The following is a 22,696-nucleotide window of genomic DNA, read 5'->3' as shown; positions in this document are numbered from 1 at the left end:
TCCCTCGCGGCGACGCCGCGCAGCTGCCGTCAAAAGACCACGGTCGCCACGGCGCCTCCCGGCACCACGCCGATCGTGGCCCGGGGCGCCGCCGACGCCTGTCCCGAGGACGCCTGTCCCGAGGAGGGCGCCGTGAAGACGAGCACCGCGCCGGTGCCCAGCGCCGCCGCCCCGACGAGGAACGCGACCGTCGAGATCGTCCCCGCGGTCACGCCCTGCTTCTGCAGCTTGATCCCCTCGCCCTGGCAGACGTTGTCGCGGTCGCAGTACGCCTCCGCGTCGCCCTTCTTCCCGATCGCGCGCGCGCCGAACACGGCGCCGACGCCGATCCCGACCGCGCCGACGCCGGCGCTGATCCAGCCGACCGTGCGCCAGGGCGATCTCCCCGCCCCCTGCGGCCCTGTCTTCGGGGGGAGCGCGGGCCCCGCGTCCGCGGCGGCCGCGGGCTCCTCCGGCGCCACGAGCAGCTCGATCTGCGCGCCCTCGGCGAGCTGCACCGTGAAGGTCTTCTGCTTCCGGCCCGGCGCCGCCGCCGTCACCTGGACCTCGCCCGGGTCCACGGGCAACGGCGAGCCCAGCGAGCCGGCGCCGACCGGGACCCCCGCGCGCTGCACCGCCGTGTCCGCGGGCGCGCCCGGCGCGAGCCGGATGGTGAGCCTCGGCACGCGGGCCTCGAGCGCCGCGGCGCGCGACTGGGCGATGGGGCGACGGTCGTCGTTCGCGGGCAGATCGCGCGCGAGCTCGCGGAAGATCGACCACGCGGTCGCGACCTTGCCGCGCCTCTCCTCGCAGTCGCCGAGGTTGAGCAGCGCGCCGGGCGCCGGATCGAGCTCGTAGCTCTCCCGGAATTTCGGGCACGCGGCGTCGTAGTCCTTCGCCTGGAGCGCGGCCCTGCCGGCGTCGAACAGCGCCTCGGCGGCCGCGGGATCGCGCGGCTGCGCGGAGGCGTCGGGGCAGGCGAGGAGCACGGCTCCTCCCAGGGCGAGCACCTCGGCCGGGAATCGTCTACGCGAGCTCGATCTACGCATCCGTGCGACCTCAACGTCTCCGGTTGTACGGGTCCTCCGCGGGCGTCGGCGCGGCGGCCGGCGTCGGCGCGGCAGGCGCCTTCGTCACGGTCGCGGGCGGTCGCGCCCTGCCCCCGGCGGCGGGCCTCGGCGCGGTCGCGGTCGCGCTCGCCATCGCCGCGCTCGCGTCCGTCGTGGCCTCGGGCGCCGGCGTGGTCGCGGGCGCGGACGGCGCTATCGCGGGGACCGCATCGCCGGACGGCGCCGGCTGCGCGCTGGCCCCGGGCGAGCCTGGGCTGTCGGGCTGCGCCGTCGTCGCTCCGCCCGCGGCGGGGCGCGGCTCGGCCTCCACCGTCGAGCCGTGCGACGGAGCCTCCGCGCTGCCCGCGGCGCTCGCGCGCTGCCACCAGACGAGCGCGACGAGGACACCCACGGCGAGCACGCCGGCGCCGGCGAGGAGCGCGCCCGTGGCCGCCGCGCGCGGCGCGGCGCGCTCCCCGCTGGCCGAGCGCTCCACGACCGGCGAGACCGTGCCGGCGCCGGCCGCGCCGCCGGCCGCCGCGCCGCCGGCCGCGACGCCGCTCGCCGTGTCCGCCGCGGCGAACTCCGTGCCGCGCGGCCCGCTCCCGGGGCCTCGCACGTGCGCCGATTGGCGCCCGGGATCCGAGTGCAGGAGCGCGCGCCCGGGATCCGGGGGCGCGCTCGAGGCCGGCTCGAGCGCCGCGCCGCCCCGCGCCTGGCGGAGCGCGCGCTGCATCGCGCGGGCGTTCGGCCAGCGCCGGTCGGGGTCGAACGCGAGCGCCACGTCCATGACGCCGGCGATCGGCGTGGGCAGGGCCGGCAGGGCGCGGCCCATGGCCGGCGCCGGGTGCGTCATCGCCGCGAGGAGCAGCAGCGGGAGCGTCTCGGCCTCGTGGACGTACCGCCCCGAGAGGAGCTGGTACATCGTGCTCGCGACGGCCCACAGATCGCTGCGCGGGTCGACCTTGTCCCACTGCCCCCTCGCCTGCTCGGGCGGCATGAACTGCGGCGTCCCCATCAGGGTGCCGGCGCGCGTCGAGGCGTTCGTCGGGGACGAGAGCTCGCGCAGCCGCGCGATGCCGAAATCGAGCACCTTCAGCTGCCCCTGGCGCGTGAGGAACAGGTTGTCCGGCTTGAGGTCGCGGTGCACGATCCCCCGCTCGTGCGCGACGGCCAGCACGTCGAGCAGGTCGTCGGCGATGGCGAGCACCTCGTTCACGCCGAGCACGCCGCCCGGCTCGCGCGCGCGGCGCGCCTCGACGGTCTCGCCCTCGAGCAGCTCCATGACGAGGAACACGGAGCCGTCCTCGGTGACGTCGTCGTCGAGCACCCGGACGATGCCCGGGTGCTCCACGCGGTTCGCGACGTAGCCCTCGCGCAGGAACCGCGAGCGCGCCTCCTCGTCCTCGGACAGCTCGCGGCGGAGGATCTTCACCGCGCCGCGCATCCCGTTGCGGTGCGTCGCGGCGTAGACCATGGCCATCCCACCGAAGCCCAGCAGGCGCTCCAGCCGCCATTTGCCGCGCAGGACCTGGCCTACCAGCGCTTCGGGCCGGAAGCCTTCCGGGTGGATCCGGGTCATCGGTAAGGACCATCCCCGGCCCGGACCACGCGGGCCGCCGCCTCGCCAGCGAGGCCAGCGACGCCGGCGCGAAGGGAGCGACCGGGACGGCTGACGTGCGCGCGAGGCATGACGGGCGCATGTTACCCTGGTCTGGCGCCGCGGTGCGTGAAACCGTCCAAGGTACGCCCGCGCGCTCGCCGGATCGGGCGGATCCCCCGCGGCGCGGGCAGTGACGCGGCTCGCGTGTGCGGCTCGCGCGCGCGGCTGGGCGCCCTTGACGTCGCGCGCGAACGGGGACACTTCGCCGGCCTCACAGGGGTTCGAGCGAGCATGCGCAAGACGATGAGCCACGCGGCGTTGATCCTCCTCGCCGCCGTTTCCTCGATCGGGTGCGGCGGCGCGGGCGCTCATCCCGCCCATCCCCCTCCGCGCCCCGCGCAGGAGCCCGCCGGCCTGTCGCGGGCGCCTGCTGGCGAGGGCCGCGGGCCGAGCCACGCGGCCCATCACCACGGCGAGCCGCGCGCGGCGGGACACGCGCCGCACCACGGCCACCCGCCCGCGCCGCACCACGGCCACCCGCCCGCGCCGGGCCGGCCGCCCGCGGAGGCCCCGGAGGACGAGCTGCGCGCCGTCGCCGCGATCCACGGCGGGGCGGGGCCGTGGGCCGTCGCCGGCTACCGCATGGGGCGCTTTGCGCTCGCGAGGCTCGGGCTGCCCGCGAGGAGCTTCGACCTCGAGGTGATCCACCACAGCCCGCGGAACGTGCAGTTCTCCTGCATCGCGGACGGCGCCGCCGCGGCGACGGGCGCGAGCCTCGGGAGGCTCAACCTCAGCCTTGTCGAGGCGAGCGAGGCCGGCGTGGAGACCACGTACCGGCGCAGATCGACCGGACAGGCCGTCACCCTCCGCCCGTCGGCGGCATTCCGCGCGCGGTTCCGCGACGTGCCGAGAGAGAAGCTGGAATCGGCCGGCAGAGAGGTCCTCTCCTTGCCTGACGCCGAGGTGTTCGAGGAAGCGCCCGCGCGCGTCGCCAGCCCGCCGCCCGGCGCGCCGAGGTGATGCGCCTGGCCGGGGCGGCGCTCCGCCTCCGGAATTCACCGGAACCGCAGGCGCACACGTGCTACGCCCCGCGCCGCTGAGATGATCACGCTCGAAAAGCTCACCAAGCGGTACGGTCCTAAAATTCTCTTCGAGAACGTCACGATGCGCTTCGACCCCGGCAAGCGCTACGTGCTCGTCGGCGCGAACGGAGCGGGGAAATCGACGCTCCTCAAGGTCATCTCCGGCGAGGAGGAGTCGGATCAGGGCTCGGTCGAGATCCCGAGGCAGCTCCGCGTCGGCGTGCTCAAGCAGGACCATTTCGCCTACGAGTCCAGCCGCATCCTCGACACGGTCCTGATGGGGAACCGGGCGCTCTGGGACGCGATGCAGGAGCGCGATCGGCTGTACGAGGTCGAGATGACGGACGAGGTCGGCATGCGGCTGGCCGAGCTCGAGGGGACGATCGGCGAGGAGGACGGCTACACCGCCGAGGCGCGCGCCGCCGAGATCCTCGAGGGGCTCGGGATCGCGACCGCCCGGCACACGAGCACGGTGAGCACGCTCGCGGGCGGGTACAAACTCCGCGTCCTCATCGCCCAGACGCTCTTCGGGGGCGCGGACGTCCTGCTGCTCGACGAGCCGACGAACCACCTCGACCTCGACTCGATCCGCTGGCTCGAGTCGTACCTGACCGACACCTTCCGCGGCACGCTCCTCGTCGTCAGCCACGACCGGCACTTCATGAACGCGATCGCGACGCACGTCGCCGACGTCGATTACCAGACGGTCACGCTCTACACGGGCGACTACGACGACTTCATCGAGCAGAAGACGACCGGCAAGCGCCAGTCGGACGCCGACGCCGCGCAGAAGAAGAAGAAGATCGCCGAGCTCAAGGACTTCGTGGCCCGCTTCGGCGCGAGCGCGAGCCGGTCGAGCCAGGCGCAGTCGCGCGTGAAGGAGATCGAGAAGCTCGAGGCGGGCATCCAGGTGCGGCGCTCGAGCGTCGTGCGCCCGTACATCAAGTTCGAGATCGAGAAGCCCTCCGGCCGCGACGTGCTGCGCGCCGAGTCCCTCTCCAAGAGCTTCGGCGATCGGCGCGTGATCCAGAAGCTCGATTTCAACCTGAACCGCGGCGACAAGCTCGCGGTGATCGGGCCGAGCGGCATCGGCAAGTCGACGCTGCTCAAGCTCCTCGTCGGCGAGTACACGCCGGACGCCGGGTCCGTCACGTGGGGCCACGACACGAACGTCGGTTACTTCGCGCAGGATCACCACGAGGCGATCGAGGCGGGGTTCACGGCCTACGAGTGGCTGTACCGCTTCGACCCGACCGCGCCGAAGGAGCACGTCCGCTCGGTGCTCGGGAAGCTGCTCTTCAGCGGCGAGGCCGGGCTCAAGAAGACGGAGAACCTCTCCGGCGGCGAGGCGGCGCGCCTGTTCCTCGCGAAGCTCATCCTGGTGAAGAACAACGTCGTCGTGCTCGACGAGCCGACGAACCACCTCGACGTCGAGAGCATCGACGCGCTCCTCCAGGCCCTCGTCGAGTACAAGGGGACGGTCATCGTGACGAGCCACGACCGGCACTTCGTGGGCAAGCTCGGCACCCGCGTGCTCGATCTGTCGTCGAAGGAGCCGCGCATCTTCAACGGCACGTACGACGAGTACCTCGAGGGTCCGGGGAACCCGGAGGCGCTGAAGGACGCCAGGGCCTCGTAGCGCGCCCGCCGGAGCGCTGGGGCGCGCTCCAGGGGGCTCTCCCGGGCGCCCGCCGGGCCGATCGTCCGCTCGGGGCGCGGCCACGGTGGCTCCCCACGTGGCCCGAGCTCCCGCTCAACCGAGCTCCGACCGGTGCAGTCGCGACGATCGCTGACAGACGTTCACGTACCGGTGCGGCGCCCGAGCCATCTCACGGCTGCGGGCCATCGCTCGCAGGGTAGGGGATCGCCCGCTGCATCAGGATCACGTCGAGCCAGCGGTCGAACTTGTACCCCACGTCCCGGAGCACCCCGGCGTCCTCGAACCCGAGCGCGCGGTGGAGCGCGACGCTCCCCGGCTGATCCCCGGCGATCTGCGCGATGATCGTGCGGCGGCCGAGCGAGATCGCGCGGCTCACGAGGTCGGCGAGGATGCGGCGCCCGAGCCCGCGCCGGTGGAGGCCGTCGCGCACGTACACCGAGTCCTCGACGGAGCGGGCGTAGGCCTCGCGCGGGTTCCACGTGGAGAGCGAGCCCCAGCCGACCACGGCCCCGTCGCCCTCGACGGCGACGGTGGCGGGGTGTTGGGGCCCGTGCGCGGCGAGCCAGGCGCGCCGCTCGGCCCGGGTCGGGACGGTGGTGGCGAAGGTGCAGGTCGAGCGCTCGACGTAGAGCGCATAGATCTCCTCGATCGCCGCGAGATCGTCCTCGGTCGCCAGCCGGATGCGCACGCCGTCGCCTGGAGCCGGCAGCGGCGCGAGGTCGGGCGCGACGAACGCGGCGCGGGCGTCGTCCGAGAGCAGCCGCGCGCGGGAGTAGTGGGCGAAGAGCGCCTTGCTGCTGCGGTAACGGCCGAGGAGGCCCTCCGCCAGGTCGTGGACGGCGGCGCCTCCGTTGTCGGCGGCGTGGCGGGCGACGAGGGCGAGCCACGCGGCCGTGATCGTCTCGTGGTAACCGTTGCTCGGCGGGTGCCGGGCGTTGAAGGCCTGCAGGGCGGAGCGCATACGCGCGAGCGCCCCCTCGGGCCCGTGGGCGCGCACGTAGTGGAGGCCGAGGAGCAGGTGGCGCGCGTGCGAGAAGTCGCGCTGCGTGATCGCGGCGTCCTCGACGGCGGCCGCGAGCGCCGCGAGGTCGCGCTCGTCGATCGGTCGATCGCGGCGATCGTCGCGATCGCCGAAGGGCGGAAGTCCGGCGCCGGCGCTCACGGCGCCTCCTTCCGGGGGGCCCCTCGGCCGGGCGCCTTGCGGGGGCGCGCGCCGCCGTCGCGCGCCTCTTCGGACGGCGGCGGCAAGGGCGGGAGCGCCGTCTCCTTGGCGGTGGACAGGACGACCGTCGTGCGCGTGCGCACCACGCCGTCGTGGGCCTTGAGCTCCTGCGTGAGCAGCCGCTCGAGCGCCTCGGTGTCGCGGCAGCGCACCTTGAGGAGGTAGTCCTCGTCGCCGGCGACGTGGTGGCACTCCTGGATCTCGGGCGAGCGCTCGACGGCGCGAAGGAACTCGCCGCGTCCCCGCCGGTTCGCGATCGAGACGGAGATGAAGGCCGTGAGCCCGGCGCCCACGGCCCGGGCGTCGAAGCGCGCCTCCCACCCCGTGATGACGCCGCGCTCCTCGAGCCGCCGCACCCGCTCGGCCGCTGCGGGCGCGGAGAGGCCGACCGCCTCGCCGAGCTCCGCCCACGACCGGCGCGCGTCGTGGGCAAGGAGGTGGATCGCTTTCAGATCGATGGAATCCATCGGTGTGTTCATTGGAAGTGAATGTAGAATTGCCTGAGCTATTTCGATTTGCAAGTCAGGCGCGACGAGGCGTTGCCTCGCCGAGGAGGGCGATGCCCCATGGGACGCCGCTGCCCGGGGCGGTGAGACACGCCTTGCTGGGCCTCGCGTCCTCGGCCGGGGGTGGAGCCGGTCTCGACGTGTGGGGTGGCGCGGCAGGTCGACAGCAGGGCAGGAGCGCTCCGCGGTCGCCGCGCGTGGGCTCGGCGAGAGGTTGGTTCAGCGTGCCCTGTAGTGGGCTCTGTAATGGGCGATGAGCTGCTGCCAGCGCGCCTCGAGGGCGGAGTCGCTGCGCATCCGGGCCTGCCACGAGCTGTCGACGGCGTGCCACGCGGCCATGTCGTGGAGGCCGTAGCGCGGGTAGATCGCCGCGGCGCTCCTCGGCTGCAGCGAGAGCTCCGCGCAGAGCGCGGCGTACTGCTCCAGCGAGAGGGCGGGCGCCATGTGGGCCGCGGCGGGCGGCGATGCGGCTGGCGCTCGACCGGGCGGCGCGCCCGGCGCGAAGGGCAGGGCGGCGACGAGCGCGGCCATGTCACGGAGCGGAGACGTGCCCATGAGCCCGGGCGGCGCCGGGCGCCGCGGCGTTGGCGCGGCGGGCGGCGATGCGGCTGGCGCTCGACCGGGCGGCGCGCCCGGCGCGAAGGGCAGGGCGGCGACGAGCGCAGCCATGTCAGGGAGCGGGGCCGTGCCGGCGGGCGTGGCCGGCGCGGCGGGCGGGGTGGGCGCCGCTGGCGGGGCGGGCCGCGGTGCGGCCGGCGCTCGACCGGGCGGCGTGCTCGGCGCGAAGGGCAGGGCGGCGACGAGCGCAGCCATGTCAGGGAGCGGGGCCGTGCCGGCGGGCGTGGCTGGCACCGCTGGCGCGGCCGGCACCGCTGGCGCGGCCGGCACCGCTGGCGCGGCCGGCACCGCTGGCGCGGCCGGTGCCGCTGGCGCGGCCGGTGCCGCTGGTCGCGGTGTGGCCGGCGCTCGACCGGGCGGTGTGCTCGGCACGAAGGGCAGGGCGGCGACGAGCGCAGCCATGTCAGGGAGCGGGGCCGTGCCGACGGGCGTGGCTGGCACCGCTGGCGCGGCCGGCGCCGCTGACACCGCTGGCGCGGGCGGCATCGCTGGCGCGGCCGGCACCGCTGGCGCGGCCGGCACCGCTGGCACGGCCGGCGCTCGACCGAGCGGCGCGTTCACCCGCGGCGAGGCCGCGACGAACGCCCGCTGGTGCTCGAGGAAGGCTCGCGTGTAGCGGTTGGTCAGCTCGAAGCAGCCGCGCTGGAGCTCCGCGCCCATCCGCTCGAGCCATTCGCGCTGCGCGGCCGTCCACTCATCCGCCGTGAGCCCGGCGTGCGCGAGCACCTCGTCGCGGAGCCTCCCGGCCTCCATCTGCGCGCGCATCTCCGCGTAGCGCTCCACCGTCAGCGCCGTACCCATCGCGCGCATCCTAGCCTGAAGCATCGCTCTTGCGCTGCGCCGCATCGAGCCTGCCTGCTCGCTTCGCGTTCAAGTCCTGTCAACCGCTCCGGCATGCACAGGTCAACAGGCGCTTTCGGCGGCGGGTGGTGGTCAACCTTGCCCGAGAAAGATCACAGGGAGACGCAGAAACAGGGAGATTTACTAAGTTTTTTCTCCCTGCCTCTCCGCCTCCCTGTTCAAATTCGACCAGTACCCGCGGCGCATCAACGAGCGGTCATCCTCCTGGCGGGCGGGGTTGCTCCGCGCTGCGCGGAGGCGATATGTTCGCGTGGTTCTGCGCCGCGAGCACGCGAGTCACGCGACCGAAACACCCGCCTGGAGGGCACGCTGAGCCATGTCGACCGCACCGGCGCCCGATGCCGCTGCTCCCCCGGGGATGTGTCCTGGCGTGGCCGTGCTGGGAGGCGGCGGTGGATCCGACGGCAGCGGCGGCGGCGGCAGCGGCGGCGGCGGCAGCAACGGCGGTGGGGGGAGCGGGAGCGGCGAGGGCGGGGGCGGCGATCAGAAGCACGCGCCCTCCGGGCAAGGGAGGCAGAGGTCCGAAGGCGAGCCGGTCGATGTGGTCACCGGACGCGTGTACTCCGTGCCGCGGATCGATCTCTCGCTGCCCGGCCCGCTCCCGTTCTCCTTCGTCCGCCGCTACTCCTCGGCCATGGCCGACCGCGACGTCGGCCTCGGTTACGGCTGGACACACAGCCTCGGCTGGCGTGTCACAATCACCCGGCGCGCGATCCGCGTCTGGACCGACGAGGGCATCTCGGTCGACTTCCCCGTGCTGCCCGAGGGGGCCGAGGCGCTCGGGCCCTGGGGCTGGCTGCTGCGGCGCGAGAGCGGCGGCTACCGTCTCGACAAGGGCGATGGCCTCTACCACGCGTTCGCGCTGCCGCTCGACGGTGAGCGGGAGTGGCTGCTCACGGCGATCGAGGACCGCTCCGGGAACCGGATCTCGATCTCCTACGAAGGGTCGAGGATCGCGGAGGTGCTGGACAGCGCCGGCCGGCGCGTCCGCTTCGGGTCGAGCCCCGAGCGGCGGATCGACTCCATCAGCGTCTACAACGCGACCTCCCAGGGGCGCTGGATCACGTTCGCGCGCTACGAGCACGACGACCTCGGCCGCCTCGTCGCCGCGGTCGACGCCGAGGGCTTCACCTCGCGTTACGCCTACGACGAGCGCAACCTCCTGACCGAGCACACAGATCGCGCGGGGCTCACGTTCCACTACCGCTACGACGACGAGCGGCGCTGCGTCGAGACCTGGGGAGATCGCGACGGCCGGCCTGATCCGGGCCTCGCCGATGGGCTGCCGCCGCTGCTCGCCGACGGCACGACGCGCGCCAGGGGCATCTACCATTGCAGCTTCGCCTATCTGCCGGACGGCTACCGGGAGGTCGCCAATTCCCGGCAGGTGAAGCGCTTCTTCGGCAATCGCCACGGCCTGCTCGATCTCGAGGTGGACGGCGGGCACGCGGTGTCGGCGACCTACGACGACGCCGGGCACCTGCTCTCGGAGGCGGATCAGCTCCAGGCCGTCACGCGTTACGAGCGTGATGTGCGCGGCCGGCTGCTGGCCCGGACCGATCCCCTCGGCCGCATCGTGCGCTACGAGCGCGACGCGCGGGGCGACGTCGTGCGCGTGATCGATCCCGCGGGGCTCGCGACGACGATCGAGCGCGACGCCGCCGGCCTGCCGGTGAGGACGACGGATCCCACCGGCGCGGTGCGGCGCTTCGGGTACGACCGGCGGGGCCAGATGGTCGAGGCCGAGGACGCGACCGGCGGCGTCGTGCGCATCAGGTACGACGCGCACGGCAACGTGGTCTCCCTGGTCGATCGGCGCGGCGGAAGGTGGCAGTGGACCTACGATTTCTTCGGCCGGACGCTGTCGATGACAGATCCGACGGGCGCGGTCAGCCGCTTCCATTACTCGCCGCGCGGGGACCTCGTGGCGACCACGGATCCTGCGGGCGCCACGGCGCGCACCACCTACGATGGCGAGGGCAGGCTGGTCTCTGTCGCCGACCGCGCAGGGCGCGTGTCGCGCGTCGCGTGGTGCGGCTACCACTGGATTCACGAGGTCACCGACGCGACCGGCCGATCCGCGCGGATGCGCTACGGGCGCGAGGGGGAGGTGCTGGAGGTCGAGAACGCGCGCGGCGAAAAGCACGTGTTCGAGTACGACGCCGCCCTGCGTCGGGTGAAGGAGCGCACGTTCGACGGGCGCGTGCTGCGCTACCGGTACGATCCGGCCGGGCAGCAGACACGGATCGAGCCAGGGATCGGCGCGCCCACCAGCTTCGTCTATGACCTCGCCGGCCAGCTCGTGGCCCGCGAGGTGGAGGGCAAGCGCGAGGCGTACGCGTACGACGCGCGCGGTTTCCTGGCCTCGGTGTCGGGCCCGGACGGGACGGTCGCGTTCGAGCGCGACGCGATGGGTCGGATCGTGCGCGAGACGCAGCAGGCTCCGGGCGGCCCGGCGTTCACCGTCGAGGTGAGCCACGACGCCGAGGGGCGCCCGATCGGGCGGAGGACGTCGCTCGGCCACACGCTGTCGTGGGAGCGCGCGCCGGACGGCCGCGCGGCTCGGGTGACGCTCGACGACCGGCAGGTGGTGCGCCGGCATTTCGATCCGCTCGGCCGGGAGATCGCGCGCGTGCTGCCCGGGGGCGGCGAGGTGCACAGCGCCTTCGACGCTGCTGGACGCCTCTCGCGCCGCGTCGTGCGCCGCGCCACGAAAGGCCCGGCGATCGGCGCTGGCGAGCCCGACTGGGTGGGCTCGCGCCCGGCGGGCACGGTCGTGGACGCGCGCTACAGCTACGATCCCACGGGGCGGCTCGAGGCCGTCGAGGATCTCACCCGCGGTCGCACGGTCTACCACCGCGATCCGGCCGGGCGGCTGCTGGAGGTGCTCGCCGAGGCGGGCCTGTCCGAGGTCTTCGCCTTCGATCCGACGGGGAACCTTGTCGATGCGGGCCCCGGAGCGCCGGCGCGTGAGCACGGGCCGGGCGACCGGCTGATCCGGCGCGGCGACTTGGCGTACCGCTACGACGAGCTGGGCCGGCTCGTGGAGAAGCGCGAGGGCGCTGCGCGGGTCACGCGCTACGCGTGGGACGGGCGCGGGCTCCTGCGCCGGGTGGAGACGCCGGAGGGGCGCCGGGTGGAGTTCTCGTACGACGCCTTCGCGCGGCGGATCGAGAAGCGCGTCTCGACGCTGGACGGCGCGGGGGCGCGGCTCGTGTCGCGCACGCGCTTCTACTGGGATCGGCACGTGCCGGTGCACGAGGTGCGCACGCGCGAGGGCGATGCGGTCGTCGAGGAGCGGACCTACGTCTTCGACGGCGGGAGCGCTGTGCCGCTCGCTCATGGCGAGACGCGCCGGGTGGGCGGCGACGTGGCGTCGCGCTGGTACCATTACGTGAACGATCCCCTGGGGACGCCGGAGCGGCTCCTGGACGAGCACGGCGACGTGGCGGGGGAGCTGCGGCTCTCGGCCTGGGGCAAGAGGATCGAGGGGAGCGGGGAGGGGGGCGTCACGACGCCGCTCCGCTTCCTGGGGCAGTACGCGGACGAGGAGACGGGGCTCGTCTATAATCGGCACCGGTACTACGACCCGGAGGTGGGGAGGTTCATCAGCCCGGATCCGATCGGGCTGGAGGGGGGGAACAATCTTTATGCGAGGGGCGTGGATCCGACGGCGGAGGCCGATGTTTATGGGAAACGCATCATCCAGCCCGAGCCGATCAGCGACGCCGAGCGGAAGGCAATGCGCGACGCGGCCCGGGCGAGGTTCGACGCGGATCCAGTGCTCAAGGCGCGTCAGGCCGCCATCAAGACGCCGAAGAACGCCATGTTGTGCGAGAAGGTGGCCACCGATGCGAAGTACCTCGGCGGAGGGTTTCCTACGCAGGTCATCGGACCGGAGATGGGAGACGAAAACAACGAGTTTCTTACTTCGTGGGATGACAGCACGGGCAAACCCAAGAAATGGGTTGATCACTGGGTGAACAAGGACCCCGACGGCAGGATCGTCGACTACGATCAAGGGATGGTCTTCGACAGTTACCAGCAGCATGCGACGGCGATGTTCGAGAACCGCCATGTCAGCTATCATATCGATGTCGATTTCAGGTGAGGAACTGGTGACGTCCCATCCGCCTCACCCGCGCTTGGATGTGCTCTATTACAAGACCACGATGAGCGCCCCCGAAGCGCTTCTCCGGCACCTCTGCACACTGGGCGATGACGGCGTGGTGGCAGACGAGTTAGTCCCGAGCGAGGGCCGCGTCCTGTGGCCGTGCGGCGACGTCGTGTACTCCCTCCACCTGCTCTTCGTCTGGTTGCGCGGCACCTGGCCAGCCCCTACCCTGGCGGATTTTGCAGCCTTGGAGGCCGCCGAGAATCGCGGAAGCACCAGCTTCGCCGAGAGCCTCGCGGCGCTGAAACGTGCCCATGCCATCGTCTTTGTGACCGACAATCAGGCGTCCCGGTTCAAGCGCAACCGGCAGTTTCTCCTGAGGCTCCGCGCCGACCTCATCTCCGCAGGGCGGGACCCAGACACTGTTCCGGTGGTATTTCAGATCAACTGCTATTGCCGGGAAGACGTCATAAAGACGCCGACGTCCGATATCATTCAGGTGCTCACCTGGCCGCGCTGCGATCATATCGAGGTTTTCCCGCAAGGACTGCGCGGCGCGAAGGAAGCGCTCGACCGCGCCATCGCGCTCTACGAAGAGATGAAGGCCGAACATGAAGCCAGGTAACCTCCTCTGCCGTCAGCTCGCCGCCCGCGCGGCCGCCGAGGGCGGCGCGCCGCTCGTCATCGCGGCCTGCGGACCTGACGGAGCGCCCGAGCCGCTTCGCACCTGCGACGACGCCACGGGCGAGCCGGTGCTCTGGGGCGTCCACTGCGTCAACGAGGAGTCCGGCGGCCGCATCGTGGACTACGCCCAGGGCCTCGTCTTCGACGATCGTCGGCAGCTCGTCGCAGCGCTGTTCGACAACGCGCGCGTGGTCGTCGAGCAAGAGGATCTCGACTGGTGAGCACCCCCGCCTCGCCGCAGCCGCTTCACGTCGTCTACTACGCAGGCCCCACCGGGAGCCCGTACCGGCTCTTGCGGCACCTGGCCGGCCTCGCCCGCTCGTCATCGATCGACGCCGGCCCCACGCCGGCGAGAGCCCAGCTGCTCTGGCCGCGCGGCGCCGCCGCCGTCCCGCTGCGCGTATCGCTGGTCGTGACGCGCGGGGTCGCCTGGCACGAGCCCATCGAGGGCCTCGCGGCCGAGAGCGACGAGGTGCGCGCCGAGCTCGAGGCCCTGAAGCACGCAGATGTCGTCGTATTGCCGGTGGACGGCCGAACGCGCTGGCTCGCCCTCGGCGTGCACCGCGCGAGGACGCTGCGCGCCGACCTGATCGCCGCGGGGCGGCAGCCGGCGCAAATACCGGTGCTCTTTCAGGTGCACCGCTACGCCGACCCGAACGAGCCGGCGGCGGCACTGTCGGACATCACACGCGCGCTGGCGTGGCCTCGTTGCGATCACGTGGAGGCCTTCCCCCGGGAGAAGCGAGGGGCGAAGGAGGCGCTCGATCGCGCTGTCGCCCTCTACGAACAGAGCCGGAGCGCCTCGGGCCGCGACCCCGCTCCTTGAGCACCTTTGCGTCGGAATGCGTCGCTCTTCGTTCTGGAACAGCACATCCGCATCGCCTACGCTCGACCCGATCAACCATGGTGCTCGATCTGGAGACGTACGTCACGGTCATGGCTCAGCTTGCAGCATCCGGGGGAGCGCGGGCGGAGGTGCTCGCTCGACACGGGCTCGACGAGGCGCGATGGGACGCCGCAGACGCGCACTGGCAGGCGCTCCTCTCGGACGCTCTGGCGAACGAACATGAAGGCATCCCGGCGCTGCTCGCGACGTGTACTGCGGCCTACCAGGCGGTATCGCGCGCGGCGGCACCGCCGATCTCGCTCGAGCAGTTCGCTCAAGTGACATCGCTGCTGCACGAGACGGGGGACGTGCAGGCGGCGCTCGCCAAAGTGGGCGTCACCCTGGCCGACTATGTCCGCGGGAGCGAGCACTGGAGCCCTCGGATGGCCGAGGATCCCGGCGCGGAGCGGCGGTTTCACGCCGCGCTCCGCGGCGAGCGAGGAGGGAGCCCGGGCCGTCAAGGAGAGGGCTGAGCGATGTCGACGGCACCTGCGCCGGACGCAGCGGCTCCGCCGGGCATGTGCCCGGGAATCGCCGTGATGGGCGGAGGAGGGGGCGCGGGCGGAAGCGACGGCGGCGGCAGCGGCGGTGGCGACGGTGGCGGGGACGGCCGTGGCGGTGAAGGCACGGGCGCGAGCGGTGACCAGAAGTGCGCGCCGAGCGGTACATCCGATACCGAGAGCGCCAGCGACCCGGTCGATGTCGTCACCGGACGAGTCTTCACTCCCCCGGTCACCGATCTGCGACTCCCTGGGCCCATTCCGCTCGAGTTCACGCGTTCCTACAGCTCGCACGCGGCCGCGCGCGACTTCGGGCTCGGGTGGGGGTGGGGGCACAGCTGGGGGTGGGCGATCGAGGTGCGACGCCGCTCCATCGTGGTGTGGACCGAGGAAGGTATCTCCGTCGATTTCGAGCAGCCCCTCGCCGTCGGGGAGGAGACGATCGGGCCTTGGGGCTACCTGTTGCGTCGCGATGCCAGAGGCTTCGTGCTCGACATCGGCGACGGGCTCGATCGCGTCTTTGCGAGCGCTGGCCCCGATGAGCGCCTGCTCCGGTTGAGCTCGATCGAGGATGGAAACGGAAACCGGATCGAGCTCACGTATCACGACGGCGCGCTCGTTCGCGTCGTCGACAGCGCGGGGAGGGTCGTGCGCGTCACGCCGGACGCCGGCGGCAGGATCGCCGCGATCGACGTGCTGACCTCACCCACGCACGATCGTTCCTTGCGGATCGCGAGCTACACCCGCGGCGAGGATGGTGACCTCGTCCGCGTGACGGACGCCGAGGGCCACGCGTCTCGCTACGCTTACGACGGGGGTCATCTCCTCGTGTCGTCCACCGATCGCGTCGGGCTCACGTCGCACTACGTCTATGATTCTCAGCGCCGCTGCGTGGAGGTCTGGCTCGACTACGCCGGCAAGGCGGATCCTTGCCTCGCCAAGGGGTTGCCCCCGCGGCTCCGTGACGGGACCACGGTGGCCAAGGGCATCTATCATTGCAAGCTCGTGTACGGCGCCGGCGGCTACAGCGAGGTGACCGACTCCACCACGAGCCGCCGGTTCTTCGGCAACCCGATGGGGACGCTCGACAGGAGCGTCGACGGGCGCGGTGTCGTCACGCGGACGTACGATGAGCACGGACATCTCCTGTCGCGGACCGACGGCCTGGGGGCGACGACCACGTTCGAGCGCGACGAGCGCGGCCGCATCCTCGCGATCACCGACCCGCTGGGCCGCGTCACGCGAATCGAGCGGGACGCTCTTGGCAATCCGGTGCGCATCACCGACAGGCGGGGAGACACGGTCGAGCTCGATCGAGACGGGCGCGGTAACGTGATCGCTCACCGCGACGGTGGTGGCGCGGCGACGCTCTACCGGCGCGACAACCGAGGTCAGGTCGTGGAGGTGGCGTCTCCGGGAGGAGGCTTATGGCGCATCGAGCGGGACGTGCATGGCAATCAGGTCGGTGCTGTCGCCCCTGACGGCGCACGCTGGTCGTGGCGTTATGACGTTCTCGGGCGCATGATCGCAAGGACCGACCCGATGGGGCGGACCGTCCGCCACGAGTACTCGTCTCTCGGGAACTTGCTCGCGACGCAAGCTCCTGAGGGTGTCACGCGGTATGCGTACGACGCGGAGGGTTATCTCGTGCGGGTCGAGGATCCGGCCGGCAACGTGCGTGAGCTCGCCTGGGGTGGCTACAGGCAGCTCTGCGCGGCGAAGGACCAGAACGGCAACATCGTGCGGCTCGCGTACGATCGCGACGGCGAGCTCGTCGAGGTGCTCAACGAGGTGGGCGAGGTACACCGACTGGACTACGACGCATGGCACCGCCTCGTGAAGGAGACGACGTTCGACGGGCGGACGTTCAGGTACCGCTTCGACGAGGCTGGCAGACTCCAGTCGATCGAGAACGGGGAGCGCGGGCGAATGCACCTCTCCTACGACGCCGCCGGCAACCTGGTCACCATCACCCGGCCGGGCGGCGGGACCGAGACGTACGAGCACGACGCGAACGGGGCGGTAATCGCGGCCTCGAGCGGGGCGGGGCGTTTCACGTTCGAGCGCGACGCGCGCGGGAGGATCACGCGCGAGGAGCAGACGGTCGGGGGTGTATCGTACGCGATCGAGACGTCGTGGGGCGCGATTGGGGGCGCGGTCGCGCGTCGGACATCGTGGGGCCACGATGAGGCCATCGTCCGGGATGCTCGCGGCCTGCGGAGGCGCACGAGCGCGGCGGCAGGGCTCCTGATCGACCACGCGAACGATCCCTTGGGCCGCGAGGTGCGGCGCGTGTTCTCGCCTGACGGCGGCGCTGTCGCGACCACGTACACACCTGCCGGTCAGATCGCGGCGCGGTGGCTCACGTCCCCTGCGCGTGCGCCGAGGATCGGGCCAGGAGAGCCCGACTGGGTCGGGCCGCTGCCCGACGCGGTGTGGGGCCGGGCATACCGGTACGACGCGCGGCAGGAGCTCCTCGAGGTCTGGGATCGCGACGGCGGGGTGACGAGGTACGATCACGACGCGCGTGGCCAGGTCATCGCGGCGCTGGGCGGGGCGGGGCGGGAGGAGCGCTTCCGTTACGATGGCGCTGGCAACATCGCCGAGGCGAGCGGCAGCGGCGCCTGGTCCTACGGGGCGGGTGGCCGGCTGGTTCGCCGCGGAGATATCGAATATACGTGGGATGCCCTGGGGCGGCTGAGCGAGCGGCGCGTCCGTGCGCCATCCGGCGGGGAGCTCGTGACGCGCTTCCAGTGGAGCGATCGGGATCTGCTCGAATGCGTCCTGACGCCCGATGGCCTTCGCGTGGAGTTCACGTACGATCCGCTGGCGAGGCGGATCGGCAAACGTGTATCGAGGAGAGGCCAGGGCGGGCGGTGGATCGAGGTAACGGCGACGCGGTACGTCTGGGATCGGCACAGGCTCATCCACGAGGTGACGCGCGCGGGCGATTCCGAGCGAGCCCGGACCTACGTGTACGAGGATGACGCGTTCGTCCCGATGGCGCAGTATCAGCACGACGGCGATGGACGCTGGCGCTGCTACCTGACCGACCCGGCGGGCGCGCCGGACGCGCTCGTGAACCTGGATGGGACGATCGCGGGGAGCATCGAGCGGAGCGTCTGGGGTCGCGTGAGGCCGCGCGGCAGCGCGGAGGCGGAGACACCGCTCCGTTTTCAGGGGCAGTACGAAGACCCGGAGACGGGGCTCTTCTACAACCGGTTCCGGTATTACGATCCGGACACGGGGCGCTACATCAGCCCCGACCCGACGGGGCTCCTCGGCGGGTTGAACGCGTATCGGTATGCGCGCAACCCCTTTCGATGGGCGGATCCATTCGGGCTGGTCATTATCTTGGCTGGTGAACGCGAGAACGCTTTTCCGGATCACCCCGACGAGTTCATTATGCGCGGGCACGGAAACGCGACTGGTCTCAATCGGCCGTTCGACAACAGTGCCCGTCAGGATAGTCGGTATTACATGCTTTCTGACGAAATTGAACTCGCCGACTACATCCGGAACCACCCGGATTACAGACCTGGAATGACGATCCGGCTGGCGAGCTGCAAGACGGCCAAAGGGGAGAATAGTATTGCTGACCGCCTCGCCAGGGAGATGGCGAAAGATGGAAGCAAGGTCTATGCTCCGACGGAGAACTTGCACGTCGGGACGGACTATAGCACGATATACACTCAGAACGCACGGAATGACTGGCGCTATGAGCCTGGCTTCTGGCGTGAGGGGGGGACGTCGAACGTGGCCCCGAGTCCGGCGGGCTACCGTCCCTCGACCCCAGAGCTGGATGATAAATTTTTTGAAGTCAAGCGCCGCGGTGGACCGAAGAAGCGCAAGGCCCCGAAATAGAATAGGAGTCATTCGATATGTCGTACTACCGTGATGGAGGGCACTGGTGGGAGAGCTACGAGCACCCCAAGCTGATCACGATCGGCTGGATGGATGCGCCCCACCCGATTCCTCAGGGAACCGTGGATCCGGAGGATTTCGCCAGGCTGGAGCAGCTCATCGTCCACGGCTGGACGCCCGAGGAGATGGAGGGCGCCCACGCGTGCACTTTCTGCTTCGGCGATCCGGATGTGGAACCTCCCGAGCGTATTGTCGCTGGGCGGTACACGCGCCTGGGTGGAGCGCAAGTATGCGTGCCCGGTAAATCTCGCATTTACATATTTCCGGATGCGATTCTTCACTACATCGATACGCACGGCTACAAGCCGCCGGACAATTTCCTTCGCGCCATGCGCAAGATCGATCCCAAGGATCCGGCCTATCGCAAGAGGTGCAAAGAAATCTGGACGCAGGTCGACTGGAGGCGCGCGGCTTCAAAGTAGTTGGCCGTCCCGATGCTGTCGCGCTCATCGCTCAAATAAAACAGGAGTGTTGTGCCATGTCATACTTCCGTGATGGAGGGCACTGGTGGGGAAGTTGCGAGCACCCCAAGCTGGTCACGATCGGCTGGATGGGCAAGCCTCATCCAATCCCTCAAGGGGCCGTGGATCCGGAGGACGTGGCGAGGCTGGAGCAGCTCATCAGACACGGCTGGACGCCTGAGGAAATCGAGAGCACGGAGGCGTGCAGCTTCTGTTTCGACGATCCGGACACTGAGCCCCCCTGGCGCATCGTTGCTGGGCAAGAGACATATCTGGGTTGGAGAAACATCTGCGTCCCTGGAAAAACTTGCATTTATATATTCCCGGACCAGATTCTTCATTACATCGATACACACGGTTACAAGCCGCCGGTCAAGTTCCTCCGCGCCATGCGCAAGGTCGACCCCAAAGATCCGGCCTACGAGAAGCGATGCGACGAGCTCTGGAGGCTGGTCGCTCCTCATTTTTATTAGCGTGCCGAGTAGCCTTACAGAACCTATGCGTACGCTCTCGTCAGGACTACCGACCGGCGCGGCGAGGAGGCACCGCTCGACGCGTGCGTCGTTTGCCGCACCGACGACCTGGAGGAGCATGCGCGCAGCGCGAGCTCGTCGCGGTGGAGTGCTACCATCGCGTGCGATACCGGAGGCATGATGAGGGCTCACGACAAGGATTTCGACGGGCTTGGCAGCGTGACCGTGGAGCCGGAGGAGGACGCCGCGCCGGCCTCGCGCCTCTCCATCGACGATCTCCTCCCGCAATCCACCTCCCCAGTGCCAGCGCCCCGCGCCGCGCCCGGCGCGCCGGCTACCGCACCGTCGGCCGGCACCCGCACCGCCCGCGTCCTCGACGTGGCTGGCCGCAGCGCGACGATCGTGCTCCGGGGCGCGACCGCGCCGGTCGAGGCGGAGCTCGCGCCCGAGGTGGATCCCGAGGTGATCGCCGACGCTCAGGCCAACGGCGATCTGGTGCTTGTGGAGTGTTGCGAGGGGGAAGCGCCTCTCGTCGTCGCGGCGCTCATGACGCGCAAGCCCCGCGAGATCCGGCTGCAGGCGACCACGGTGAGCATCGAGGCGGAGGAGGAAGTGCTCCTGCGCTCGGGGCACGGCGCGGTCCGCATCCGTCAGGACGGGGACATCGAGGTCATCGGCAGCCGCATCAGCGCCGCCTCTCGTGGGCTGTTCCGCCTCGTCGGGCGCATCTTGAGGCTGAATTGAGCCCGCGCCGTCACCCCCTGCGCCTCCGGGGAGCCCAGCTGACCCCGCGTGAGGTGCGTTGCCAGGGGCCGCGAGTCACGATACACATGAGGGTTCCGGAGACTGGAGGGTGCGTTTGATGGAGGGTACGCTCGGCCACATCACTCTCACGGGCGGCGGTCTGCCCAGCGACGTCCGGGTCCTTTCCTACGAAGCGCACGAGGCGATCTCGCTGCCGTACGCCGTCCACGTCGAGATCTCGACCAGCGACCCATCGTTTCGTGTCGATGGGTGCCTCCAGCGCCGGATGCTGCTCGAGGTCGATGATGGTCACGGGAGCGTCCGGTATTACGACGGTCTGCCGGACCAGGTCGGCTTCCTCCAGTACCAGGCTGGCGAGTACCACTTTCACTTCCGGCTCCGGCCGGCTCTCGCCGCGCTCGAGCACCGCGAGGGCTCGCGCATCTTCCAGGACATGAGCCCGATGGATGTCGTCAAGAGCGTCCTGGCCGACGCCGGCGTCGACGGCGGCGTCGAATGGCGGCTCCGGCAGAGCTACGCGCCTCGCGAGTTCCTGTGCCAGTACCGCGAGACAGAGCTGGACTTCGTTCACCGGCTGCTCGAAGAGGAGGGGGTATTCTACTTCTTCCTCCACGGCCCAGACGGGCACAGGCTCGTCCTGGGTGACGACCCGGCGGCCTTCGCGCCGCAGGAGGGGACGCCCGAGGTGCTGCTCTCCGTCCGGCAGGGCGCGCGCGCGTCCGCACGGCCGGTGCTCGATCTGCGCCGGAGAAAGACCCTGAGGACCACGGGCCTCGCGCTGCGCGACTACGATTTCGAGAAGCCTGACGTGTTCCCCGCTGCCTCGGCAGCGGCGCCCGGCAACCGAGCCATTCACCACTTCGAGTACCCCGGCGGGTTCACCGCGGGCACCGAGGGCACACGGAAGGCGGCGCGGCGGCTGAGCTCCCTCCGGGGCGACGTCGACGTCTGCCGCGGCAAGACGAACGCAGCGGGGCTCCTGTGCGGTACACCGATGACGATCGAGGGGGCGACGGAGCCGTTCCTGGAGGGAGAGTTCGTCGTCGTCGAGCTCCGATCGCGAGGCCGGCTGGGCAGAGAGGCGTGCGAGAACGAGTTCGCCGCCATACCGAAGGATGCGCCGTTCGCCCCGGCCCGCCGCACCAGGAAGCCGCGAGTCGGCGGCGTCCAGACAGCGATCGTCACCGGACCGTCGAGCGAGCCCCAGGCCGTCCACGTCGACACGTACGGCCGCGTCAAGGTGCGCTTCCTGTGGGATCGTTCGGGAAAGCAGGACGACACGTCGAGCGCTTGGCTGCGCGTATCGCAGCTCGGCCTCGGCGGATCGATGATCCTGCCCCGCGTCGGCTGGGAGGTCTCGGTCGCCTTTCTCGACGGCGACCCCGATCGCCCCCTCGTGCTCGGGCGCACGTTCAACGCGGAGGACACGCCGCCCTACGCCCTGCCCGGCGCGGCCGCCAGGAGCGCGCTGAAGAGCATGTCCACGCCTGGCGGCGCCGGGCACAACGAGATCACGATGAGCGACACGGCCGCGAGCCAGGGGCTCTCCATCTCCGCAAAGAAGGATCTCACGATCACCACTGGCCACGACAAGGACGAGACCGTGGGCGGCGACGAGGAGCACGGCATCGGGAGCAACTACGCGGTATCCATCGGCGCGAACGAGTCGGTCGCGGTGGGCGCGAACCAGTCGATCGACGTCGGCAATGCGCTCCAAACCAAGGTGGCCGGCGTGCAGACGATCTCCGTGAGCGGCGACGACGAGGTTCACGCGAGCGCCGATCTCGTCGAGAAGGTCGGCGGGGCGCGCGACTACGCCGTGGGCGGGGACCACATCACCATCTCGTGCGGCGTCCGCCAGCAGATCACCGGCGCCTTCACGCGCGACGTCGGCTCGGTCCAGACCAGCGTTTCGCTCGCCTCGATCGATGACAACATGCTCTCGACCTACGATGAGACGGCTGGGGCGCTCATCGCTCAGCTCGTCGCCGGCACCAGCGTCGAGAGCGTCGCGGCGAGCAAGGATCAGACGTCGTCCGCGGGAGAGATACACAGCGTTGGCGCGCTCTCCACGCAGGCCGGCGCCGTGGAGCAGCTGATCGGAGGGCTCCATCTGCGCGAGGCGGGCGGCGATTACATCGTCGAGGCACCGCAGATCGTCCTCGCGGGCGGCGTGGGGAGGTTCCACGGCGGCGGGAGCGCGATCAAGCTCGACGGGGGCCCGATGACGCTCCAGGGCGCGAAGATAGCCATCAACGCGGCGCTCATCGTCCGGCAGGCGGCGAGCCTCAAGATCGGGTGAGGGACGG

The 22,696-nt window shown here is 71.0% G+C and carries 17 protein-coding genes; 12 read left to right on the top strand and 5 right to left on the bottom strand.

All coding sequences use genetic code 11. From position 1 onward, the window contains the following. Positions 1–29 precede the first annotated feature (29 nt). Entirely contained in the window at positions 30–1,028 is a 999-nt protein-coding gene (locus WME90_RS29990) for a tetratricopeptide repeat protein (protein ID WP_437275437.1), read from the bottom strand. A 10-nt stretch (positions 1,029–1,038) separates the two neighbouring features. Then, complete coding sequence (locus WME90_RS29985; protein ID WP_437275436.1) at positions 1,039–2,610, bottom strand: protein kinase domain-containing protein; 1,572 nt, start codon at positions 2,608–2,610, stop codon at positions 1,039–1,041. Between the two features lie 312 nt (positions 2,611–2,922). Here WME90_RS29985 and WME90_RS29980 point away from each other — a divergent pair, with 312 nt between their 5' ends. Then, the gene (locus WME90_RS29980) at positions 2,923–3,651 is read left to right on the top strand and encodes an FmdE family protein (protein ID WP_437275435.1); all 729 of its coding nucleotides are present in this window, start codon (positions 2,923–2,925) and stop codon (positions 3,649–3,651) included. An 81-nt stretch (positions 3,652–3,732) separates the two neighbouring features. Then, positions 3,733–5,352 (top strand): ABC-F family ATP-binding cassette domain-containing protein, encoded by a 1,620-nt coding sequence (locus WME90_RS29975; protein ID WP_437275434.1) that lies wholly within the window; start codon positions 3,733–3,735, stop codon positions 5,350–5,352. Between the two features lie 190 nt (positions 5,353–5,542). Here WME90_RS29975 and WME90_RS29970 read toward each other — a convergent pair whose 3' ends face one another. The 3 genes from WME90_RS29970 to WME90_RS29960 all read right to left on the bottom strand — a co-directional run bounded on the left by WME90_RS29970 (position 5,543) and on the right by WME90_RS29960 (position 8,520). Then, the gene (locus WME90_RS29970) at positions 5,543–6,535 is read right to left on the bottom strand and encodes an N-acetyltransferase family protein (protein WP_437275433.1); all 993 of its coding nucleotides are present in this window, start codon (positions 6,533–6,535) and stop codon (positions 5,543–5,545) included. Then, the gene (locus WME90_RS29965; protein WP_437275432.1) at positions 6,532–7,062 is read right to left on the bottom strand and encodes an Lrp/AsnC family transcriptional regulator; all 531 of its coding nucleotides are present in this window, start codon (positions 7,060–7,062) and stop codon (positions 6,532–6,534) included. The genes WME90_RS29970 and WME90_RS29965 overlap by 4 nt, the downstream gene beginning before the upstream one ends. Before the next feature lie 258 nt (positions 7,063–7,320). Further along, a complete protein-coding gene (locus WME90_RS29960; protein ID WP_437275431.1) occupies positions 7,321–8,520 on the bottom strand; it encodes a hypothetical protein in 1,200 nt (399 codons plus the stop codon). A gap of 430 nt (positions 8,521–8,950) precedes the next feature. Here WME90_RS29960 and WME90_RS29955 point away from each other — a divergent pair, with 430 nt between their 5' ends. The 10 genes from WME90_RS29955 to WME90_RS29910 all read left to right on the top strand — a co-directional run bounded on the left by WME90_RS29955 (position 8,951) and on the right by WME90_RS29910 (position 22,689). Then, positions 8,951–12,691 (top strand): RHS repeat-associated core domain-containing protein, encoded by a 3,741-nt coding sequence (locus tag WME90_RS29955; RefSeq protein ID WP_437275430.1) that lies wholly within the window; start codon positions 8,951–8,953, stop codon positions 12,689–12,691. Then, positions 12,657–13,319 carry a hypothetical protein gene (locus tag WME90_RS29950; RefSeq protein WP_437275429.1) on the top strand — a complete coding sequence of 221 codons (663 nt, stop codon included), beginning with the start codon at positions 12,657–12,659 and terminating at the stop codon, positions 13,317–13,319. Before WME90_RS29955 ends, WME90_RS29950 begins: the two co-directional genes overlap by 35 nt. Beyond that, the gene (locus tag WME90_RS29945; protein WP_437275428.1) at positions 13,306–13,599 is read left to right on the top strand and encodes a hypothetical protein; all 294 of its coding nucleotides are present in this window, start codon (positions 13,306–13,308) and stop codon (positions 13,597–13,599) included. Before WME90_RS29950 ends, WME90_RS29945 begins: the two co-directional genes overlap by 14 nt. Beyond that, positions 13,596–14,204 carry a hypothetical protein gene (locus WME90_RS29940; protein ID WP_437275427.1) on the top strand — a complete coding sequence of 203 codons (609 nt, stop codon included), beginning with the start codon at positions 13,596–13,598 and terminating at the stop codon, positions 14,202–14,204. Before WME90_RS29945 ends, WME90_RS29940 begins: the two co-directional genes overlap by 4 nt. Positions 14,205–14,281: 77 nt before the next feature. Next, entirely contained in the window at positions 14,282–14,737 is a 456-nt protein-coding gene (locus WME90_RS29935; protein WP_437275426.1) for a hypothetical protein, read from the top strand. Between the two features lie 3 nt (positions 14,738–14,740). Then, complete coding sequence (locus WME90_RS29930; RefSeq protein WP_437275425.1) at positions 14,741–18,628, top strand: RHS repeat-associated core domain-containing protein; 3,888 nt, start codon at positions 14,741–14,743, stop codon at positions 18,626–18,628. A gap of 17 nt (positions 18,629–18,645) precedes the next feature. After that, complete coding sequence (locus tag WME90_RS29925) at positions 18,646–19,110, top strand: hypothetical protein (RefSeq protein WP_437275424.1); 465 nt, start codon at positions 18,646–18,648, stop codon at positions 19,108–19,110. A gap of 56 nt (positions 19,111–19,166) precedes the next feature. Then, positions 19,167–19,622, top strand: coding sequence for a hypothetical protein (locus WME90_RS29920; RefSeq protein WP_437275423.1), 456 nt, complete (start codon positions 19,167–19,169; stop codon positions 19,620–19,622). Between the two features lie 177 nt (positions 19,623–19,799). Continuing rightward, positions 19,800–20,366: a hypothetical protein gene (locus WME90_RS29915; RefSeq protein ID WP_437275422.1), complete on the top strand. Its 567-nt coding sequence runs from the start codon at positions 19,800–19,802 to the stop codon at positions 20,364–20,366. 118 nt (positions 20,367–20,484) lie between these two features. Further along, a complete protein-coding gene (locus WME90_RS29910) occupies positions 20,485–22,689 on the top strand; it encodes a type VI secretion system Vgr family protein (RefSeq protein WP_437275421.1) in 2,205 nt (734 codons plus the stop codon). The last annotated feature ends 7 nt before the right edge of the window (positions 22,690–22,696 follow it).

It is taken from the genome of Sorangium sp. So ce375 (genome assembly GCF_051473855.1).
Classification (GTDB): Bacteria; Myxococcota_A; Polyangia; order Polyangiales; family Polyangiaceae; genus Sorangium.
Note: the sequence above shows the minus strand (reverse complement) of the source record. Positions and strands in the feature narration are given on the sequence as shown.

Excerpts from the sequence above, each read along its gene's own strand:
- WME90_RS29990 (WP_437275437.1), bottom strand. The coding sequence starts at position 1,028 with ATGCGTAGATCGAGCTCGCGTAGACGATTCCCGGCCGAGGTGCTCGCC.
- WME90_RS29985 (WP_437275436.1), bottom strand. The coding sequence starts at position 2,610 with ATGACCCGGATCCACCCGGAAGGCTTCCGGCCCGAAGCGCTGGTAGGC.
- WME90_RS29980 (WP_437275435.1), top strand. The coding sequence starts at position 2,923 with ATGCGCAAGACGATGAGCCACGCGGCGTTGATCCTCCTCGCCGCCGTT.
- WME90_RS29975 (WP_437275434.1), top strand. The coding sequence starts at position 3,733 with ATGATCACGCTCGAAAAGCTCACCAAGCGGTACGGTCCTAAAATTCTC.
- WME90_RS29965 (WP_437275432.1), bottom strand. The coding sequence starts at position 7,062 with ATGGATTCCATCGATCTGAAAGCGATCCACCTCCTTGCCCACGACGCG.
- WME90_RS29960 (WP_437275431.1), bottom strand. The coding sequence starts at position 8,520 with ATGGGTACGGCGCTGACGGTGGAGCGCTACGCGGAGATGCGCGCGCAG.
- WME90_RS29950 (WP_437275429.1), top strand. The coding sequence starts at position 12,657 with ATGTCAGCTATCATATCGATGTCGATTTCAGGTGAGGAACTGGTGACG.
- WME90_RS29945 (WP_437275428.1), top strand. The coding sequence starts at position 13,306 with ATGAAGCCAGGTAACCTCCTCTGCCGTCAGCTCGCCGCCCGCGCGGCC.
- WME90_RS29935 (WP_437275426.1), top strand. The coding sequence starts at position 14,282 with ATGGTGCTCGATCTGGAGACGTACGTCACGGTCATGGCTCAGCTTGCA.
- WME90_RS29930 (WP_437275425.1), top strand. The coding sequence starts at position 14,741 with ATGTCGACGGCACCTGCGCCGGACGCAGCGGCTCCGCCGGGCATGTGC.
- WME90_RS29925 (WP_437275424.1), top strand. The coding sequence starts at position 18,646 with ATGTCGTACTACCGTGATGGAGGGCACTGGTGGGAGAGCTACGAGCAC.
- WME90_RS29920 (WP_437275423.1), top strand. The coding sequence starts at position 19,167 with ATGTCATACTTCCGTGATGGAGGGCACTGGTGGGGAAGTTGCGAGCAC.
- WME90_RS29915 (WP_437275422.1), top strand. The coding sequence starts at position 19,800 with ATGATGAGGGCTCACGACAAGGATTTCGACGGGCTTGGCAGCGTGACC.
- WME90_RS29910 (WP_437275421.1), top strand. The coding sequence starts at position 20,485 with ATGGAGGGTACGCTCGGCCACATCACTCTCACGGGCGGCGGTCTGCCC.